A 19846-nucleotide genomic window follows, 5' to 3' on the forward strand; every position below is an offset into this window, starting at 1 on the left:
GCCAGCCGCCGCTTCGTCGCGACAACCGCACGGTTCAGCGACTGGGCTTTGCGCTCCGACGGCGGATTGTGCTTCCTGCGCCTCGCAGGAGACAGGATGACCGACGACGGCGACTTCGAAACGCGGCCATGGGCCTTCACCCGGCTGGACGGGATGGTGGTGGTCCTCACCTTCGTCTTCTGGACGATCAACGCGCTGCAGCTGGGCGCGCGAACGCTGATCTCGCCGAGCAGCCTCAATCAGTTCGAGGGCATCGGCCTGGCGCGCCTGGCCAGTCTCGCCACCGGCATAGCCTTGACGCTGCTGATGTGGCTGTTCCTGCGTCGGCTCGGCGAGACGCGAGCCTTCGCCTGGTTCTGGCGCGCCGCGGCGCTCGGCCTCGTGGTCTGCCTGGTCCACACGGTGCTGAACGGCGCCTACTTCTGGCTGCTGACCGATTATCACGAGCAGGCGGGCGAACGGTTCTTGGATCCACGCAGCGTCGCCTCGACCTACATCTCGTTCCTGTGGCCGATCATGACCTGGTCGGCCCTGTGCGCGATCATCGTCGCCGGCGACAACCTGAACCGTCAGCGGATCCGGACCGCGCTGGCCCAGGCCGCGGCGCAACAGGCTCAGCTGGCGGCGCTCCGCCTCCAGATTCAGCCGCACTTTCTCTTCAACACGCTGAACTCGATCTCCAGCCTCATCGGCGATGGCCGGACGCGCGAAGCGGATACGACCGTGCTGCGTCTCGCCGCCTTTCTCAAGCACACTCTGTCGGCGGCGCCGCGAGAGCTGGTCCGGCTGGAGAGCGAACTTGACGGTCAAGGACGCTACCTCGACATCGAGGAGGTTCGCTTTCCCGATCGCCTGCGCCGTCGTCTCGCGGTGGCGCCCGACACCGTCGGCGCCATGGTGCCCAGCCTCATCCTCCAGCCGTTCGTCGAGAATGCGGTCAAGCACGGGCTGTCGCGGTCGCTCGATCTCATGACCGTTGAGATCGGCGCGCGGCGCGAAGGCTCGCGCCTTTGGCTATGGGTGTCCGACGACGGGCCGGGAGGCGGCGTCGCCGGCGTGAGGGGGCTTGGCCGAAGCCTTGAGAACGCCGAGCAGCGCCTGGCGCTTCTCTATGGACCCGAGGCGGCCCTGCGATACGGGCCGACGCCCTCGGGCGGGTGGCGCGTCGACGTCGAGCTGCCCTTCGAGGTCGCGGCGTGAAGGTTCTGATCGCCGACGACGAGCCCCTCGCCCTGGCCCGCCTGCGGCAGGCCCTAGCCTGCATTCCGGAGGTCGAGCTGGTCGCCGCCGCCCGGTCCGGGGACGAAGCGCTCCAGTTCGTGCGCAGTCTCAAACCCGATCTGGCGATTCTCGATATCCAGATGCCTGGGCTGGACGGGCTGGGCGTGGTGGGTCGGCTGCGGCCGGCGGACGTCGTGCCCGAGATCATCTTCGTCACGGCCTTCACGCAGCATGCCGTCCGGGCCTTCGAGCTGAACGCGGCCGACTATCTCACCAAGCCTTTCGAGTTCGAGCGGCTCCGGGCCGCCATCCGGCGCGCGCGAGGCCGGTTGGAGGCCCGCAACTCGGATCAGCGTTTCGCCCAACTCCAGGCGCTGGTCGCGTCCCTCCAGCAGACGGCGCAGCCGAGCGCCTACGAGACAGAGGTGTGGATCCGACGACCTGACGGCCTTCATCGCCAGCCGCTGGAGGACGTCGACCATATCCTGGCGCAGGGCGACTACGTCGAGCTCCATACGCGCGGCGCAGCCCATCTGGTCCGCGACACCATCAGCGCTCTGGAGCAGAGGATCGACCCCGCGCGCTTCGTACGCTGCCACCGTTCGGTCATCGTGAACCTGACCTTCGTTCGCGGCATGCGCCGGCGAGCCGGTCGAAAGCTCGTCCTCACCCTTGTCGACGGAAGGGAAATCCTGGTCGGCCCCAGCTATTCGGACCAGATATCGCAAGCCATGAGCATAAAACCTTGGCGCCAGGCGGCGCGTCATGAAAAGTAATTGCACTTCTGTAATTAGTATTTACGTGCCAATTCTGGCGCTATTTGCAGATTAATTAAGAGAAGGCGATCGCGTTTATTGCCTCAATCAACCCGGCGAGTACCGTTCGGCCAATTCTCGTCCGCAGGGGGCGGCGAGAAGCAGTCTTACGAAACTCCGCATCCAATGGATGCGTCGGGAGGGCACTCGATCTTGCGAACTCACCTTTTCCGCCGGCGGCTGCTGGCCACCACCATCATGGGCGGGGCCCTGGCCCTGCCGATCACGGCCCTGGCCGCAGAGACGACCGCGAACGCGGGAGACGCCGCGGCCGTTGAAGAAGTTATCGTGACCGGCTCGCGGATCGCGCGCCCCAACCAGGACTCCCCGGTTCCGGTGTCGGTGATCACCGCCCAGCACATCGAGGCCACCGGCCAGATGAACACCGGCGACATCCTGCGCACGCTGCCGGAAACGGGAGCGTCGGCCTTCACTCCGACCAACTCCACCTTCGCGACCGCGAACAACGGCGTCACCACGGTCGAGCTGCGGAACCTCGGCGAGAACCGCACCCTGGTGCTGGTCAACGGACGCCGGCATGTGGCCGGCATCGTCGGCAGCCAGACCGTCGACTTCAACACGGTGCCGACCGACTTCATCGAGCGTGTCGACGTGGTGACCGGCGCGGCCTCGGCGGTCTACGGTTCGGACGCCCTGGCGGGCGTCATCAACATCATCACCCAGACCAGCTTCGAGGGCCTGGAGCTGTCGGGCCAGGGCGGGATCACCGACCGCGGCGACAACGAGAATTTCAAGCTCGCCCTGAAGTTCGGCTCCAACTTCGCCGATGACCGCGGCAACTTCGTCGGCGTCGTGGGCTGGCGGAAGACCGGCGCGGTCTACGCCCGCGATCGTTGCGATCGAAACATGTGCATCGACTCGGCCGCCGCCACGGCTCGCCGGCAAACCGAGGGCGTCTTCTCGTCCTACATTCCGCGCGGCACCGCGCTCATTCCGCGCGTCGGCGCCGGCAACCTGACCCGCGTGGTCAACGACACCGGCGTCGTGGTTCCGTACACGAACGCCGCTTTCGGCTACAACCGCGCCGCCCAGCGTCAGCTCTTCGTTCCCGAGGAGCAGCTGCGCTTCAACGGCCAGATCACCTTCGACTTCAACGAGAACCACCGCTTCTTCTCCGAAGTGTCGGTGTTTCATGGCCGCACCCAGAGCGAGCTCGAGGGCAATCCGCTCGGCTCCGAGACGATCTACCAGGACCAGTTCGGCATCGATCAGCTTCCCGACTGCCGAGACTTCGACGGCGACGGCGACAACGAGTGCCGCTACGGCGTGCCGATCACCAGCGCGGTCGTTCCGGTCGCCCTGGCCAACGCCGTCCGGGCCCAGCACCCCGGGATCGCCGATCAGGATCTGGTCGTCGGCTTCCGCCGCCGGATCAGCGACGTCGGCAATCGCGGCAACGAGTCCGAGCGGTCTATGGCGCGCGTGGTCTTCGGGTTCAAAGGCGACCTGACCGAGAGCCTGGGCTACGAGTTCAGCGTGAACTACGGCCGCTCCGACTATGACCAGCGGACCAACGGCGACGTCATCACCGACCGCTTCGAACAGGCGCTGGACGCGATTGTCGTCGGGGGCGAGATCGTCTGTCGCGACACCGCCGCTCGGGCCCAAGGCTGCCGGCCGGCTTTCGTCTTCCGTGAGGGCGGAATCTCGAAGGACGCCCTCAAGTACTTCACCGCCGCGACAGGCCTGGACGCCTTCCAGGAGCAGTATGTCGTCAGCGGCTTCGTCGACGGCGCCCTGCCCAGCCTGCTGCCGGCCGGCGACATCGGCTTCGTGGTCGGCGCGGAGTATCGGGAGGAGTCGGCGCGCTCGACGCCCGATCCGCTGACTCAGATGGGTCTGGCGACGGGCAACATCACGCCGGAAACCCGCGGGGCCTTCAATGTCTCCGAAGCGTTCGCCGAGCTCCGCATCCCGCTGCTGGCGAACCTGCCGTTCGCCGAGGCGCTGGACCTGAACCTCGCCGGCCGCCTGTCGGACTACAGCACCGTCGGTTCGACCACCGCCTGGGCGGCGTCGGCGGAATACCTGCCGACCAGCTGGCTCAAGCTCCGCTCGCAGTACGCCGTCGCGGTCCGCGCGCCCAACATCAACGAACTGTACAATCCGGGCTCGCAAACCTTCCCGCAGGTCGGCGACCCTTGTGAAGGCGTGACGCTCAGCGGCGGTCAGGCCGCCTTCCTGAACGTCCGCTCGAACATCGCCGACCCCAGCATCGCGCTGGGCAGCGGCGTCAACGCATCGACGATCGGCAACGCCGTGGCCCGGGCCTGTATGCTCGACCCGGCGGTCGCGGCGCGCGTCGCTCGCGACGGCGGCTTCGCGCTGAGCCAACCCGAGGCCCAGGGCCTATCCGGCTTCAATACCGGCAATCCCGACCTGACCCCGGAAACCTCCAAGACCTTCACCGCGGGCTTCCTGTTCAACCCGCGCTGGAACGACTGGTGGACGCGCTTCTCGCTCTCGGTCGACTACTACGACATCTCGATCCAGAAGGGCGTCGGCACCTATGGTCGTCAGGTCTCGCTCAACCGCTGCTACGAGAGCCCGACGGCCTATGACCCGGCCTCGCCGTTCTGCGGCGGCATCCAGCGCTTCTCCGGCGGGGCCTCGGTGGGCGCGCTGCAGTACGTCAACATCCGCAACCTGAACCTGGCCGAAATCAAGGTCGAGGGTCTGGACGTCAAGGCCAGCTACTCGCTGGACCTCAACGACCTGTTCTCGGGCCAGGCGGCGGACCTCGGCAAGCTTGCGGCCTCGCTGACCTACAGCCACCTGCTGGAGTTCAACTCGGTCGCCTTCCCGGGCGCCGCGCCGCAGACCTTCAAGGGCGTGGCGGGGTCGCCGGAGCATGAGGCGGTGCTGAACCTGCTCTATGCGCGGGGCCCGCTGCAGATGACCGTCGGGGTCCAGTACGTGGGCGAGGCGGACGTCGGCTTCTTCGATCCGGCGCTGGAATCGGCCCTGCCCTCGATGACCTTCGTCAACGCCCAGGCCCGCTACGAGGTGAACGACCGCGTCAACATCTACGCCGGGGTCGACAACATCTTCGACGAGTACATGTTCATCGCCGGCACCAACGGCGACATCGGCCAGACGACCGGCTGGACGACCTTCCCGGAAATCTACGACGGCCTCGGACGGCGCTTCTACGGCGGCTTCCGCCTCAGCTTCTGACGGCCAGGACGTCGACAGGCGAACCATGGAGGGGTCGGGTGAAAGCCCGGCCCCTTTCGGTTTCGGCCTAGAACCGTCCGACGACGTTCAGGAACAGGCCGCGATGGTCGTAGTCGAAGTCGGTCAGGTCGTCGCTGAACTCGGTGAAATTGTAGCCGATGCCGATGCGCAGGTGATCGCCGATGTCCCGGTCGACGCCGATCAGCACGCCTTGTCGGGTCCCGCCGTCATCGACGCCGAGATAGCGGTACTCCGCCAGGGCATGCCAGCGCCCGCCGATCTCCAGTCGCACCTGGCCGGCCAGGAAGGTGGCGCCGGAATCGGCCCACTGGCCCGTCATCCGGCCAAAGCGCACCTCCCCTTCCCGACGCGCGACCTTGCCGGCGAACTCCCACGTCGGGTCGGGGTTGTAGATCCCCTCCAGCGACAGCACCTGGGTGCGCTGGTCGTACAGGGCCACGCCGTTGCCGACCTGTGACAGGGCCGAAACGTCGTAGAGGTAGGTGTGTTTGCCGAACAGGGCCCAGCGGGTGCTGTTCCAGGGACGGTAGGCGAAGCCGAGGTTGCTCTCCAGGAACCGAGCCCCGGCGTCCGCCTTCAGCCGGTCCTTGGTCTCCGAGTAGTTCAGCCGTCCCGCCAGGCGCAGACTCTCGCTGACCCTCAGCATGATGCGGTTGGTGGTCACCCACTGGGTGCGGTCCTCGAGGCCGCTGTCCTCGCGCCATTCCAGCTTGCTCTGCCACTGGGTCTCGCGTGTCGTCAGGCCGCCGGAGATGCTGATCGCCTGCCGTTCGACCTGGCCGAACAGCCCGCCGCCCTGATGGCGCTCGAGGTCGGCGTGGGTGACGGTGAAGCCCAGGTTCCACCCCTGCGACGGATAGAAGTCGAGGCCGAAGGTGTGGGCCAGGCCGGCTTCCGACGGGGTCTTCAGATACTGGCTCTCGTTGAACAGGCTGGTGCGGTTTGACAGCCGCCACCGCTGGCCCACGACCCAGCCGTCGTCGGCGCGGGTGCTGAACAGCGGATCGTAGTCGGTGCGATCCGTCGAGGTCGTGTAGGTGGCGTAGACGGTGTGATCCGGGTTCAGGCGATGCTCGGCCGTGATCCGCGCGGCGTTGCCGCGGTCGCCCGCCGTCAGCTCCGCGCCGACGCTGGACTGGTCGCCGTAGAGGTAGGTTCCGCCGACCGTCACCGCGTCGTTGCGAGCGTAGGCGCCGCCGTCGTCGTCCAGCGTCACCTGCCCCTGGCCGTAGAGTTCGAGCGACGGGGTGACCTGCTGGGTATAGCGCATCGCCGCCAGGGTCCCGCGTCCCCGCCCCAGCGTGCGCTGCTCGTCGACATGGCGGATTTCCGCGCCGACCGAAGCGGTCTCGCGAAACCGCCACTCGCCGGTGATCTGGGCCTGGGTCAGGGCCTCATCGCCGCGCTCGGCGTGGCTGTAGCGGGCGTACAGGCTGATCGCGGGGCCGAATTCGCCCACGACCTCCGCGCCGTACTCCTCGACGGGCTCTCCGGTGTCGGACCGGGCGACGGAGAAGCCGCCGTCGACGTTCCGCCACCAGGCGCCGGCGGCCCAGTTGTCCTGCGTGACCCCGAGGTCCTTCAGGTTCACCCGCGCCTCGACGGCGGTCGCCGTTCCGTCCCGCGCGCCGAGATTAGCCCCCGGCTGGGTGAAGGTCAGGCCGCCGTTGTCCGAGTAGAACACCGGCACGCCGGCGTTTTCCGTCCGGGTGTGCTCGATCTTGAAGTAGGTGCCGCGCCCGGCCTGCAGGGTGATGTCGGCGCCCATCAGGTTGTAGTCGTCGCCGGCCCTGCCCTCGTTGACATAGGTCAGGCCGACGCCGACGTGCTCGCCGAACCAGTGCTTGCCGCGCAGACCGACGGCGGTCGTGTCCGGGTCGAAGCCGGTCGGAACGTACTCGTAGTCGACCACGAGCACCTGCAGGAACCCAGCCAGGGGCGCGTCGGTGATCAGGCCGGGCACGCCCTCGCGGGTGGTCGGCGTCAGCGGCTTGGTCAGCAGGATCCGTCCCTGCAGGTCGTCCAGCTCGTAATCGGCCCCGGGCAGCAGCGGCGTGCGCCGCTCGACCCGGCCGGTGGTGGGATCGCGCACCTCGATCATCACCTTGTCGGACCCGGGCAGGATGTCGGTCTGGCGCAGGAAGTAGAGACTGGCCCCGGTGCCGAGGAACTCGGAATGGCCGGGCGCGGTCTGGGCCTTGGAGGCGAAGGCCCGCAGCTGGCTGACCGGCTCCCCCAGGGCGGTCACCTCTCGACTGCGCAGGTCGCCCGCCCCGCCGTAGAGGCTGCGGGAATAGCGGCCATACTCGGTCCCGCCGATGCGGGTCTCGAAGTTGCCGAACAGCAGCTGGTTCTTGTCCCAGTCGAGACGACCGTACAGCCGCCCCTGGGTGTCGACGTCGCGATAGGTCGTCGAGTCGTCGCCGTAGGTCGGATAGTAGAGGTCGGGATCCAGCCGCCGGAACACGTCCCGCGGGTCGGCGTCGAAGAAACCGTCGAACAGCTTGTCCAGCTCGCGCTCCTGGGTGTCCGCCTGGGCGGTCAGGAGGTAGCGGCCCTTGAGCTTGGACTTCAGATAGAAGGCCAGTCGCCCCTCGATCAGGAAATCGTCGTCCTTCAGACGATCGTCCGTCGACAGCGGGCCGGTGGAGCCGGAGATGCTGTTCTTCGACACCGTCAGATCGGCGATCCCGACCAGGAAGGTGTACTTGCCGCTGACATCGATGTGCAGCGTCTCCCGCCGCGGGGGCATGTCGGGGCCGGTCATTTCGAGCGTGAAATCGTGCGGCCCGACCGGGACCAGGTACTCGGCGACGAACTTGCGTTCCAGATCAATGGGATGGTCGCGCCCATTGATGCGCACGGAGAAGGCGTCGGGCAGACCGCGTCCCTGGATCCGGACCTTTGAGCCGTGAACCGGGATGTTCTGCAGGCCCAGGGCGTTCTCGCCGAACACCTGGTCCAGCTGGCTGCGGCGCAGGGCCTCGTCGACGGTGAAGGCCTCGCCGAACTTGCGCTCGGTGGTCGTACGCAGCAGTCGAGACCGGCGTTCGGCCTGCTCGGGCGTGACCAGCTGCAGGCGGCGCGGGAAGGTCTCGTCATAGACGCCGTTCGCGCCGTAGGCCCGGACGACATAGATCAGCTCGTCGCCCGCGCGCAGCGCCAGATCGGCCGGCAGGGCGCCGTCCCACTCCATCTCGCTGACCGCGCCGGACGGCAGCGGAACCGTCGCGATCGGCGTCACCAGATCGGCGTCGACGGCCCGGTAGACCAGCACCTCCGACCGTTCGATGAAGGCGGAGTAGTTGTTATAGCCGTAGAAGCGCACCGGCTCGGTGATCCGCCCGCCGGCGAAGGCGACCTCTGACGGCGCCGAGACGTTGAGAGACGGCTGGCCCAGGGTCGGATCCTCCGTCGCCCAGATCGCGCCGCCGCCGGGCACGGCGATGGTCCAGCGGCCGACCGCCGCCGGCTGGGCCTCCTGCGGCGTGGGGGCCGCCGAGGTCTCCTCGGCCCGCGCGGTCGCCGTCGCCGAGACGCCGGCCAGGATCGAACAGCAGCAGAGCATTTGCTTGAGGGTCACGGCCGGACCTCCTGACCCGAAGGCGCAGCCGCCTGTGGCAGGATCACGCCGAAATCGAAACGGACGGGCAGCCCTGGCGTCACGCGCCGCAGCAAGGGGTTGTCGGTGCTGAACCTGCTGCCGGGCGGCAGGGTCACCGGATCGACCTTGAGGATGAAGTTCCGTCCGCGCTCCCACGGCCCGCCGTCGACGCCGACCAGGTGATAGCGGCCGAACTGGTCGGTCTCGACGATCAGGCCTTCGACCGAGGCGATGCGCACGCCGGGGATGCCCGGCTCGCCCTCGTCCTGCCAGCCGTCGCCGTCTCGGTCGTCGAAGACCGTGCCGACGATCAGGCTTTCGTCGAGCAGCGGGTCTGAGACCAGCCGCACTTCGGCGGTGGCGATGTTGGACACCCGGGGGCCGTCCTCGGCGACCGCGCGGTTCACATGACTACCTGGGCGGACGCCGGCGCCGACCCGCAGCAGGTAGACCACCGTGGCCCTCTGTCCGACCGGAACATCGATCCGATCGACCCGGATCGGGTTGACCCCGGCCAGGCGGAAGGCGTCGTCGGCGTCGTCCACCGACAGCGAGCCTTCAACGTAGCTGAAGCCGCCCGGCGGCGTGTCGGTCAGGGTGACGTCGACGGCGTCGACGGTCCCGACGTTGACGATGGTGACGGTGTAGCGGACCAGATCGCCGATCTTCACGTCGCGCGGCGCGGCCGACTTGGAGATCTGCAGATCGGTCGGATCGGGCTCGACGGCCGTGGTGGTCGCGGCGCCGGCGGTGGCGGTGACCGCCGGCCGGCCCAGGACATGGGCCCTGGCCGAGACCGTGTTGCTCAGCGACACGCCGGCGTTGGCCTCGTCCTGGGTGATGACGTGCGTATAGCTGGTGCAGGCCGTCGTGGCGCCGGGCGGCAGGGTTGAGGGCGCGCAGGCCAGAAGCGTTTCAGCTCCGCCCTGGAAGACATCGCCGACGACAAGGTTCTCCAGCGTGGTGTTGCCGGTGTTCGTGACCGTGACCGTATAGGTGATCACGTCGCCGGCGTTGCCCACGCCTTGGGTCGCTCGGTCGGTGGTGAGGGCGGCGGCCTTGGTCGCCACGATCGCCGGCGCGCCGAGGATCGGCGTGGTGACGCTGTCGGCGTCGGAGACCGAGACCGCGCCGGGCCCCTGCCCGGTCGCCGTGGCCGTGTTGACCACCTGCCCGCCGTCGATGTCGGCCTGGGTCAGGACGTAGGTCGCTGTGATCGTCGTCGCATCAGAGGCGCCGGGCGCCAGCGTCGCGATCGGGCCGCCGGTCACCGTCACGCCGGCCAGGGCGTCCGCGATGGTGATGTTGGTCAGGGTCTGGTTGCCGGTGTTGGCGACCAGGAAGCGGTAGCGGATCGTGTCGCCCGCATCGGCCCGGCCGTCGCCGCCGTCGTCCAGCGTCGCGGTCTTGGTCAGGGTCACGGCGGGCGCGCCGGCCACGGGAACCGTGACGCTGTCCGTCCCGGTCAACGGATCGCCCGAGGGAGTCTGGCCGGTGGCGGTGGCGGTGTTGATCACCCGGCCGGCGTCGACGTCGGCCTGGGTCAGGGCATAGGTCGCCGTGATGGTGGTCGTGTCCGACGCTCCGGGCGCCAGCGTGGCGATGGGGCCGCCGCTCATGGTCACCCCGGCCAGGGCGTCGGTGATGACGACGTTGCTGACGGTGACGTTGCCGCCGTTGGTCACGGTGAAGGCGTAGGTGATCACGTCGCCGACGCCGGCTCGGCCGTCGCCGCCCAGATCCAGGACGCCGGTCTTGTCCAGCGTCAGCAGCGGCGCCCCCGTGATCGGCAGCGTCAGGCTGTCGTTCGCCGAGACGGTCGCCCCGCCGGGCGCCGCGGCCGTGGTCGTGGCGGTGTTGACCAGCTGGCCGGCGTCGATGTCGGTCTGCTTCAGGGCGTAGGTCGCCGTGATCGTGGTCGAGTCCGAGGCGCCGGGCGCCAGCGTGGCGATCGGGCCGCCGCTGAGCGTCACGCCGGCCAGGGCGTCCGTGATCGTGACGTTGGTCAGTGTCTGGTTGCCGGTGTTGGTCACGGTGAAGGCGTAGGCGGCGACGTCGCCGACGTCGGCCCGGCCGTCCGCGCCCAGGTTCAGGCTGCCGGTCTTGTCCAGCGTGATGGTCGGCGCGCCGGCGATCGGAATGGTCAGACCGTCGCTGGCGGAGACTGGATTGCCGCTCGGGTCCTGGCCGCTGGCGGTCGCCGTGTTGATCACCTGGCCGGCGTCAATGTCGGCCTGGGTCAAGGCGTAGGCGGCCGTGATCGTGCCGGAGTCGGAGGCTCCCGGCGCCAGGCTGGCGATGGGGCCGCCGTTCAGCACGATCCCAGGCAGGACGTCGCTGATCGAGACGGCGTTGACGGTGACGTTGCCGATGTTGGTGACGGTGAAGGCGTAGGTGATGACGTCGCCGACGTCCGCCCGGCCGTTCGCGCCCATGTTCAGACTGCCGGTCTTGTCCAGCGTGATCGTCGGCAGGCCGGTCAGGGCCAGGGTCACATCATCCGAAGCCGTCGCCGTTCCACCCGCCGAGGTCGCGCCGGTCACGGTGGCCGGATTGGTGATCCGTCCCGCGTCGATGTCGGCCTGGGTCAGGATGTAGCTGCCGGTGAAGGTCGTGGCGTCCCTCGCCCCGGCGGCCAGGCTGGCGATCGGACCGCCGGTGACGACCACGCCCGGCAGGCCGTCGGTCAGGGTCAGGTTGTTGATCGTCACATTGCCGGTGTTCGAGACCGCGAACGCGAAGCTGATGGTGTCGCCAGCCCCGATGCGGCCGTCGGCGCCCAGATTCAGGGTTCCGCTCTTCACCAGCTCGACGTCGACCCGCTGGGTGATCCGCGTCGTCGCCGTGTCGTCGGCCGTGAGTGCGCCGCCGGCCGGCCGTTGCGCCGTCGCCGAGGCCGTGTTGACCAGGTCGGCGCCCGCGTCGATCTCGGCCTGGGTCACCGCGTGGGTCGCCGTGTAGGTCCAGGTCTCGCCGACATCGAGCACGCCCGCGGTCCCCCCGGGCAGGCTTTCGGAAGGCGGTCCTACAGTCACCGTCCCGCCGTTCGACAGCGTGTCGGTCAACGCGGGGGTCATCAGCCGGGTGTTGCCGCCGTTGACGACGCGAATGCTGTAGGTCAGCGGGCCGGGCGCGCTGACCTGCTGCAGGTCGACGTCCTTCTCGACGATCAGCTCGGACAGGTCGTTGACCAGGGTGGTGGCCGTCGCGCTCTGCGCCGCGGTCAGGTCAGTGGTCAGTGTGGCGGTGTTCACCAGCGCGGCGGCGGCGTCGATGTCGGCCTGGGTCAGGGCGTAGGTCGCGGTCCAGGTCCAGGTTTCGCCCACATCGAGCACGCCCGGCGTTCCGCCGCCGGGGCTCTCCTGCGGCGCCCCGACCGTGACGACGCCGCCGTTGGACAGCGTGTCGTTCAGGGTCACCGATCCGAGCGAGCGGTTGCCCGTGTTGAGCGCGCGGATGGTGTAGGTCAGGGTCATCGGGCTGCTGACCGTCGCGTGATCCACCGACTTGGTGATCGCCACGCCGGGGTCGCTCGAGACGGTCGTCGTCGCGGTCGCCGTGCGGGCCGTCGGGGTCTGGGTCGTGACCGCCGACACGGTGTTGACCAGGGGCGCGCTGGCGTCGATCCGCGCCTGGTTCACCGCGAAGGTCGTCGTATAGGTCCAGGTCTCGCCAACATCGAGCACGCCCGGCGCGCCGCCGTCGCCCGACGGGCCGGACAGGACCCCGGCCGAGCCGTCGGGCAGCGTGTCGCTGGGCGTCACGCCGGTCAGCGAGACGTTGCCGGCGTTCCGCAGGCGGATCACATAGTTCAGGACCCCCGGCGCGGAGATCGCCGAGCGGTCGACGGTCTTGGTCGCCGTGAGCTCGGGGGCTGCGGCGATGGTGGTCGTCGCCGTGGCCGTTTCCGGAGTCGGAGTCTCAGCCGTCGTCGCCGACAGGCTGTTGACCAGCGCCGCACCAGCGTCGATGCGCGCCTGGTTCACGGTGAAGGTGGTCGTGTAGGTCCAGGTTTCGCCCACATCGAGCACGCCTGGCGCGCCGCCGTCGCCCGTCGGGCCGGACAGGGCCGCTGTCGAGCCGTCCGGCAGAGTGTCGACCGGCGCCACGCCCGTCAGCGAGACATTGCCGGTGTTCGACAGCGTCAGGGTGTAGGTCAGGGTCCCCGGCGCCGAGATCGAAGCCTGGTCGACGGTCTTGCCGACGCTCAGCCGCGGCGCGCTGGAGATCGTGGTGGCGGCCGTGGCCGTCGCCGGAGCCGGCGTTTGGGTCGAGACCACCGAGACGGTGTTGGTCAGCGTTGCGCCGGCGTCGATCTGGGCCTGGGTCGCGTTGAAGGTCGCCGTCCAGGTCCAGGTCTCGCCGACATCGAGCACGCCAGGCGCGCCGGCGTCGCCCGTCGGGCCGCTGAGCGCGCCGGCCGAGCCGTCCGGCAGGGTGTCGGTCGGCGTCACGCCCGTCAGGGACTGGTTGCCGGTGTTTCTCGCTGTGATCGTGTAGTTGAGCGGTCCGGGCGCCGAGATGGAGCGGTGGTCCACGACCTTCGTCACGCTGAGCCCCGGCGCGCCGTTGACGGTGGTGGTCGCCGAGGCCGTCTCGGGCGTCGGGGTCTGGGTGGTCGTGACCGACAGGTTGTTGACCAGCGCCAACCCGGCGTCGATCTGGGCCTGGGTCGCGTTGAAGGTCGTCGTGTAGGTCCAGGTCTCACCCACATCGAGCACGTTTGGCGCGCCGCCGTCGCCGGTTGGACCGCTGAGCGCGCCGGCCGAGCCGTCCGGCAGGGTGTCGACCGGGGTCACGCCGGTGAGCGACACGTTGCCGGTGTTCGACAGCGTCAAGGTGTAGGTTAGGGTCCCCGGCGCCGAGATCGACGTCTGGTCGACGGCCTTGGTCACCGCCAGGCCGGGCGCGGTCGAGACCGTCGTGGCCGCCGTCGCCGTCGTCGGCGCGGGCGTCTGGGTGGAGACGACCGACACGGTGTTGGTGAGGGTCGCGCCGGCGTCGATCTGGGCCTGGGTCGCGTTGAAGGTCGTGGTGTAGGTCCAGGTTTCGCCGACATCGAGCACGCCAAGCACGCCGGCGTCGCCGGAGGGAGGCGACAGGACCCCGGCCGTCCCGTCCGGCAGAGTGTCGGTCGGCGTCACGCCCGTCAGAGACACGTTGCCGGTGTTGGCCACCGTGATCGTGTAGTTCAGCTGGCCCGGCGCCGAGATCGCGCCACGGTCGACGACCTTGGTCACCCGCAGGCTCGGCGAGCCCGTGATGGTCGTCGTGGCCGTCGCCGTCGCCGGCGTCGGGGTCTCCGCGGAGGTCGCGGACAGGCTGTTGACCAGCGGCGCGCCGGCGTCGATCTGGGCCTGGGTCGCGTTGAAGGTCGTCGTGTAGGTCCAGGTCTCGCCGACATCGAGCACGCCGGGCGCGCCGCCGTCGCCCGCCGGCCCGGACAGGACCGCGGCGGAGCCGTCCGGCAAGGTGTCGACGGGCGTCACGTTCGTCAGCGACACGTTGCCGGTGTTCGACACGGTCAGGGCGTAGCTCAGCGTCCCCGGCGCCGCGATCGCGGTCTTGTCGACCGACTTGGTCACCGCCATGGCCGGAACGCGGACCAGGCTCGTGGTGACGGAATCCGAGTCCGTGCGGTTGCCGCCGGGGTCGGTCGCGGTGACCGTGACGTTGTTGATCAGGTCGGCGCCAGCGTTCAGCTGGTTCTGGTTGACGTTGAAGGTCGTCGTCCAGGTCCAGGTCTCGCCGACGTCGATCTCGCCCGGCAGGCCGCCGTCGCCGCTCGGGCCGGACAGCACCGCCGTCGTGCCGTCCGGCAGGATGTCCACCGGCGTCACGTTGCTCAGCGTGGTGTTGCCGATGTTGGTCGCCCGGATCGTGTAGACCAGCGTTCCCGTGGTCGCGACGGTGTCCTTGTCGACGTCCTTTTCGACCAGGATGCCGGCGTTCTGGTTGACGATCGTCGTGGCGGTGTCGCTCACCGCGACCGGCGTCTGGGCCGAGGTGGCGCGCGCGGTGTTCACCAGCGTCGCGCCGTTGTCGATGTCGGCCTGGGTGACGATGTAGCTGCCCGAGTAGGTCCACTGCTCGTTGAGGTCCAGCCGGGTGTCGCCGTTGGCGTCGCCGCCGGTGAAGGTCAGCACGCCGGCCGCGCCGTTGGGCAGAGTGTCGGTGACGCTCAGTCCGCTCAGCGAGACGTTGCCGGTGTTGCGCAATGTGACGGTGTAGTTGAGCACGGTCCCGACCGTGCTGGTGCTGCTCTGGTCGACGATCTTGTCGATCGACAGCGAGAAGTACTGGGCGATCGAGGTGACCGCATCGTCCAGCGGCGAGGTCGTCTCGGCGGTGGTGACCGAGACTCTGTTGATCAGGTTGCCGCCGACCTCGATGCGCGCCTGATCGACCGGATAGCTGATCGTGTAGGTCCAGGTTTCGCCGACGTCGAGCACGCCGGCCGCGCCGCCGTCGCCAGAGGGCGCCGGCAGGACCCCAATCGAGCCGTCCGGCAGGGTGTCGGTCGGGGCGACGTTGGTCAGGGACACGTTGCCGGTGTTGATCACCCGGATCGTGTAGTTGAGCGAGCCCGGCGTCGAGATGACCGCCTGGTCGACCGTCTTATCGATCCGGAAGGCGGCGCGTTGCGACACCGTCGTCACCGCCGTGTCGGTCGTCGGGGTCGGCGTCTGGGTCGAGGTCACCGAGGCCAGGTTCGTCAGGCTGGCGCCCGCGTCGATCCGCGCCTGGCTGACGTTGAAGCTGGTCGTGTAGGTCCAGGCCTCGCCGACGTCGAGCACGCCCGGCGCGCCGCCATCCCCCGTCGGGCCGCTGAGAGCGCCCGCGGTTCCGTCCGGCAGGGTGTCGCTCAGGGTCACGCCGGTGAGCGCCACATTGCCCGTGTTCCGCACCACGATCGTGTAGGCCAGCGCCCCCGGCGCCGAGATCGACGCCTGGTCGACGGTCTTGTCGATGGTGATCGCCGGCGACCTCTGGATCCGCGTGACGGCCGTTCCCGTGGCCGGCGTCGGCGTCTGGGTCGTGGTCACGCCGACGGTGTTGGTGCGGTCGGTCCCGGCGTCGATCTCGGCCTGGGTGACGCTGTAGGTCGTCGTGTAGGTCCAGGTCTCGCCGACATCGAGCGTGCCCGCCACGCCGGCGTCGCCGGTCGGTCCGGTCAGGGCTCCGGTCGAACCGTTCGGCAGGGTGTCGGTCGGCGTCACGCCGGTCAGCGAGACGTTGCCGGTGTTGCTCACCGTGATCGTGTAGCTCAGCAGCCCGGGCGCGGAGATCGTCGGGCGGTCGACGGTCTTGCGGACCGTCAGCGCCGGAGCGGCGGTGACGGTGGTCACCGCGGTGTCGGTCACAGCCGTCGGCGTCTGGGTGCTGGTCGCGGAGGCCAGGTTGGTCAGGCTGGTCCCGGCGTCGATCCGGGCCTGGCTGACGTTGAAGCTCGTCGTGTAGGTCCAGGTCTCGCCGACGTCGAGCACGCCCGGCGCGCCGCCGCCGCCCGTCGGGCCGGTCAGGGTCCCCGCGCCGCCGTCCGGCAGGGTGTCGCTCACGGCCACGCCGGTCAGGGCCACGTTGCCGGAGTTCCGGACGGTGATGGTGTAGTTCAGCGCGCCGGGCGCCGCGATCGAGGACCGGTCGACGGTCTTGTCGATGGTGATCGCCGGCGACCTCTGGATGCGCGTGACGGCCGTCCCCGTGGCCGGCGTCGACGTCTGGGTCGAGACGACGCTGATGGTGTTGGTGCGGTCGGTCCCGGCGTCGATCTCGGCCTGGGTGACGCTGTAGGTCGTGGTGTAGGTCCAGGTCTCGCCGACATCCAGCGTCCCGACCACGCCGCCGTCGCCCGTCGGGCCGGTCAGAGTCGCGGCCGAACCGTTCGGCAGGGTGTCGGTCGGCGTCACGCCGGTCAGGGACTGGTTGCCGGTGTTGCTCACCGTGATCGTGTAGTTCAGCACGCCCGGAGCGCTGATGGTGGCCCGGTCGACGGTCTTGCGGACCGTCAACGCCGGCGTGGCGGTGATCGTCGTGGTCGCCGTATCGGTCACCGCTGTCGGCGTCTGGGTGGTGGTCACCCGCGCGGTGTTGACCAGGGCGGTCCCGGCGTCGATGCGCGCCTGATTGACGTTGAAGCTCGCCGTGTAAGTCCAGGTCTCGCCCAGATCGAGCGTGCCGACGACGCCGCCGTCGCCGGTCGGTCCCGTCAGGGCTCCGACGGTTCCGTCAGGAATCGTGTCGCTCACCGAGACGCCGGTCAGCGCCAGATTGCCGGTGTTGCTGACCTTGATCGTGTAGTTGAGCACGCCGGGCGCGCTGATCGACGCTCTGTCCACCGTCTTGTCGATCGCGACCGCGGGGTTGCGTGAGATGGTCGTCGTCGCCGTGGCCGTCAGCGGCGAATTGATCTGCGCCGTGCGCCCGGTCACCGTGTTGACGCGAGCCGTCCCCGCCTCGATCTCGGCCTGCGTGACGGTGTAGGTCGTCGTATAGGTCCAGGTCTCGCCCACATCGATGGCGCCGGCCACGCCGCCGTCGCCGGCGGGTCCCGACAGGACGCCGGCCGACCCGTTCGGCAGGGTGTCGGCGACCGATATGCCGGTCAGGGTCACGTTGCCGGCGTTGCGCAGGGTGATGGTGTAGTTCAGCACGCCGGGTTGGCCGATGCTGGTTCGGTCCACCTGCTTGCTGACCACCATCACCGGATTGCGCGACACCAGGGTCGTCGCCGTCGCCGACACGGGCGACGACTGGTCGCTGTTGCCCAACGCCGAGTTGACCAGCGGCGCGCCGCCGTCGACGTCGGCCTGGGTGGTTACGTAGCTTACGGTGTAGGTCCAGGTCTCGCCCGGCTGCAGCAGTCCGTCGGCGAGGATCGACTCCGTCTGCCCGCCGAGCGTGCTGGCGACGGCGCTCGGCAGGGTGTCGACGACCTTGGCGTTGGTCTGGGTGATGTTGCCGGTGTTCCGCAGCACCACCGTGTAGGTCAGGGTCTGCCCCGCGGCGTTGACGGTCGTCGGCCCGCCGGTCTGGGTCTTGGTGATGCCGAGGCCGACCGTCTGCGGGATCGGCGTGGTGGTCTGGCCGGTCGCCGTGAGCGTGGCCCCGGTCCCATCCCGGGCCGTTCCGTCGACGGTGTTGTCCACCCTCCCCCTGTCAACGTCGGCCTGGGTCAGGGTGTAGGTCGCCTTGAAGGTCGTGGTGTCCGTCGCGCCGCGCGGCAGGGTCGCGATCGGACCGCCGGTCAGGATCGCGCCGGGCAACCGCTCGGTCAGCGCGACATTGGTCAGGGCGCTGGTGCCGGTGTTTCGCACCGTGAACGAATAGGTGATCACGTCGCCGACCCCGGCGACGCCGTCGGCCCCGCGATCCAGCACGCCGCTCTTGGTCACCGACAGGCCCGAGGTGGAGTTCACCACCACGCTCTCGGTCAGGTCGTCGCCGGCTGTTCGGCTATTGTCGACGTTGGTTCCCGTCGCGGCCGTCGTCGTGTTGGTGATCGTGTTGCCTGCCTGCCCCGTGTTGACGGTTCCGGTCAGAGTCAGGGTCGCCGTCGCGCCCGCCGCCAGATTGCCGAGGGTCCAGATGCCGTTGGCGCTGCTGTAGGTCCCCGCGCTCGGCGTCGCGGAGGTGAAGGTCATGCCCGCGGGCAACCGATCGGTCAGGGTCACGGCCGTCGCGGCCCGCGCGCCCAGGTTGGTCACCGCGATCTGGAACGAGACCGTATCGCCCTCGGCGGGCGAGGCGTTGGCCGAGGACAGGGTCTTGTTGGTGCGCAGGTCGACGTCGTCGTCGAGGATCGTATGGGTCGCCTGCAGGGTCGGGTTGCCGCTGCAGCCGGTGTTGGCCAGGAAGATCTCGGCGTTGCTGGGCGTGCCCAGGCGGACGATGACCGTCTCGTCGGCCTCGATCGTGCTGTCGTTGATGATCGTCAGCGGGATCGGGAACAGCGTGCCGCTGTAGTTGCCCGCGGGAATGGTGATCGACAGCGGCGACAGGGTGTAGTCGACGCCCGAGGTCGCCGTGCCGCCGGTGATCGTCAGGGGAATGGTGACCGCCTGGTCGACCTTGCCGGTCACGGTGATCGACGGAACGGTCGGGCTGGCCGCCCCCTCCAGCGCCGAAGTCGTGGCTGAAGAGAACTCCGCGTAGGCCGCCAGGTCGATCTGGATGGCGTCCAGGAAGTTGCCGACGCTGCCCGGATTGGTCGTGCGGAACTGGATCCGCTGAATCCCGGTCGGGCCGGCGTACACGCCGGTTCCGGAATTGGTGTACCAGGTGTTGTCGATCGGCGAGCTCTGCGACGCCAGCGTCTGCAGCACCGTTCCGGACGCGTTGGCGATCTCGAAGTTGGCGATCTGCGGGTTGGCGCCGCCCGAGCGCGCGCGGTGCGCGAAGAACCAGCCGATGCTTTCGCCCGTGGTGAAGCAGACCTCCTGATAGAGGGCGCCGGGCAGGTTGGCGTTCATCTCGGCGTGGACGGAGCCTTCGTAGGAGGTCACCCCCTGGAAGCCGCTGTCCCAGAGCTCGATCTGGGTGGCCGTGTTGTTCGAGTTGGCGACGGCCTTCCAGCCCGTTACGGCCCCCGTGTTGAACAGCTGGAAGGTCGGCGCGCCCGGACCGCCAGGATTCTGCGCCTCGAAGCCGGTGTTGAGGATGGAACGTTGCTGAGCATGGGCGTATCCCGCCGACGACAGGATCATCAGCCCGCTGAGCGCGCCGATGCCGGCGGCGCGAAGAAGCCGGGCGGCCGCGGCTCGGCCCTTTCGGGCTACCACGCTGGAAAGACCCGTTACGTGATCACGTTGTCCAGGATGTCCGATCGAAAGGATCGTGGCGACCATGAATGCTGACCATCGCTGCTTCGCACAGGAAACGCACTACGAACGCCACTATTTGCGAGCTAGCCTGCACTACTGACGCGACGACCGACAGGTCACCTTTCAATTCTTTACAATTGACAGGCGTCATCTCTCTCTCCGGC

General features: G+C 68.9%; 5 protein-coding genes. 3 read left to right on the top strand and 2 right to left on the bottom strand.

The window, feature by feature from the left end:
• Positions 1 to 96 precede the first annotated feature (96 nt).
• The 3 genes from CSW64_RS11350 to CSW64_RS11360 all read left to right on the top strand — a co-directional run bounded on the left by CSW64_RS11350 (position 97) and on the right by CSW64_RS11360 (position 5234).
• The gene (locus CSW64_RS11350; RefSeq protein WP_172448526.1) at positions 97 to 1200 is read left to right on the top strand and encodes a sensor histidine kinase; all 1104 of its coding nucleotides are present in this window, start codon (positions 97 to 99) and stop codon (positions 1198 to 1200) included.
• A complete protein-coding gene (locus CSW64_RS11355; RefSeq protein ID WP_150131381.1) occupies positions 1197 to 1997 on the top strand; it encodes a LytR/AlgR family response regulator transcription factor in 801 nt (266 codons plus the stop codon). The genes CSW64_RS11350 and CSW64_RS11355 overlap by 4 nt, the downstream gene beginning before the upstream one ends.
• 192 nt (positions 1998 to 2189) lie before the next feature.
• Entirely contained in the window at positions 2190 to 5234 is a 3045-nt protein-coding gene (locus CSW64_RS11360; RefSeq protein ID WP_172448527.1) for a TonB-dependent receptor plug domain-containing protein, read from the top strand.
• 67 nt (positions 5235 to 5301) lie between these two features.
• On the opposite strand, the gene CSW64_RS11365 is transcribed toward CSW64_RS11360, so the two are convergent.
• On the bottom strand, positions 5302 to 8838 hold the full coding sequence (locus tag CSW64_RS11365) for a TonB-dependent receptor (RefSeq protein WP_150131382.1): 3537 nt from the start codon (positions 8836 to 8838) through the stop codon (positions 5302 to 5304).
• Positions 8835 to 19640 (bottom strand): DUF7507 domain-containing protein, encoded by a 10806-nt coding sequence (locus CSW64_RS11370; protein ID WP_172448528.1) that lies wholly within the window; start codon positions 19638 to 19640, stop codon positions 8835 to 8837. The genes CSW64_RS11365 and CSW64_RS11370 overlap by 4 nt, the downstream gene beginning before the upstream one ends.
• Positions 19641 to 19846 lie beyond the last annotated feature (206 nt).

The organism is Caulobacter mirabilis (assembly GCF_002749615.1).
In the GTDB taxonomy this organism is placed as follows: Bacteria; Pseudomonadota; Alphaproteobacteria; order Caulobacterales; family Caulobacteraceae; genus Caulobacter; species Caulobacter mirabilis.

Excerpts from the sequence above, each read along its gene's own strand:
- CSW64_RS11350 (WP_172448526.1), top strand. The coding sequence starts at position 97 with ATGACCGACGACGGCGACTTCGAAACGCGGCCATGGGCCTTCACCCGG.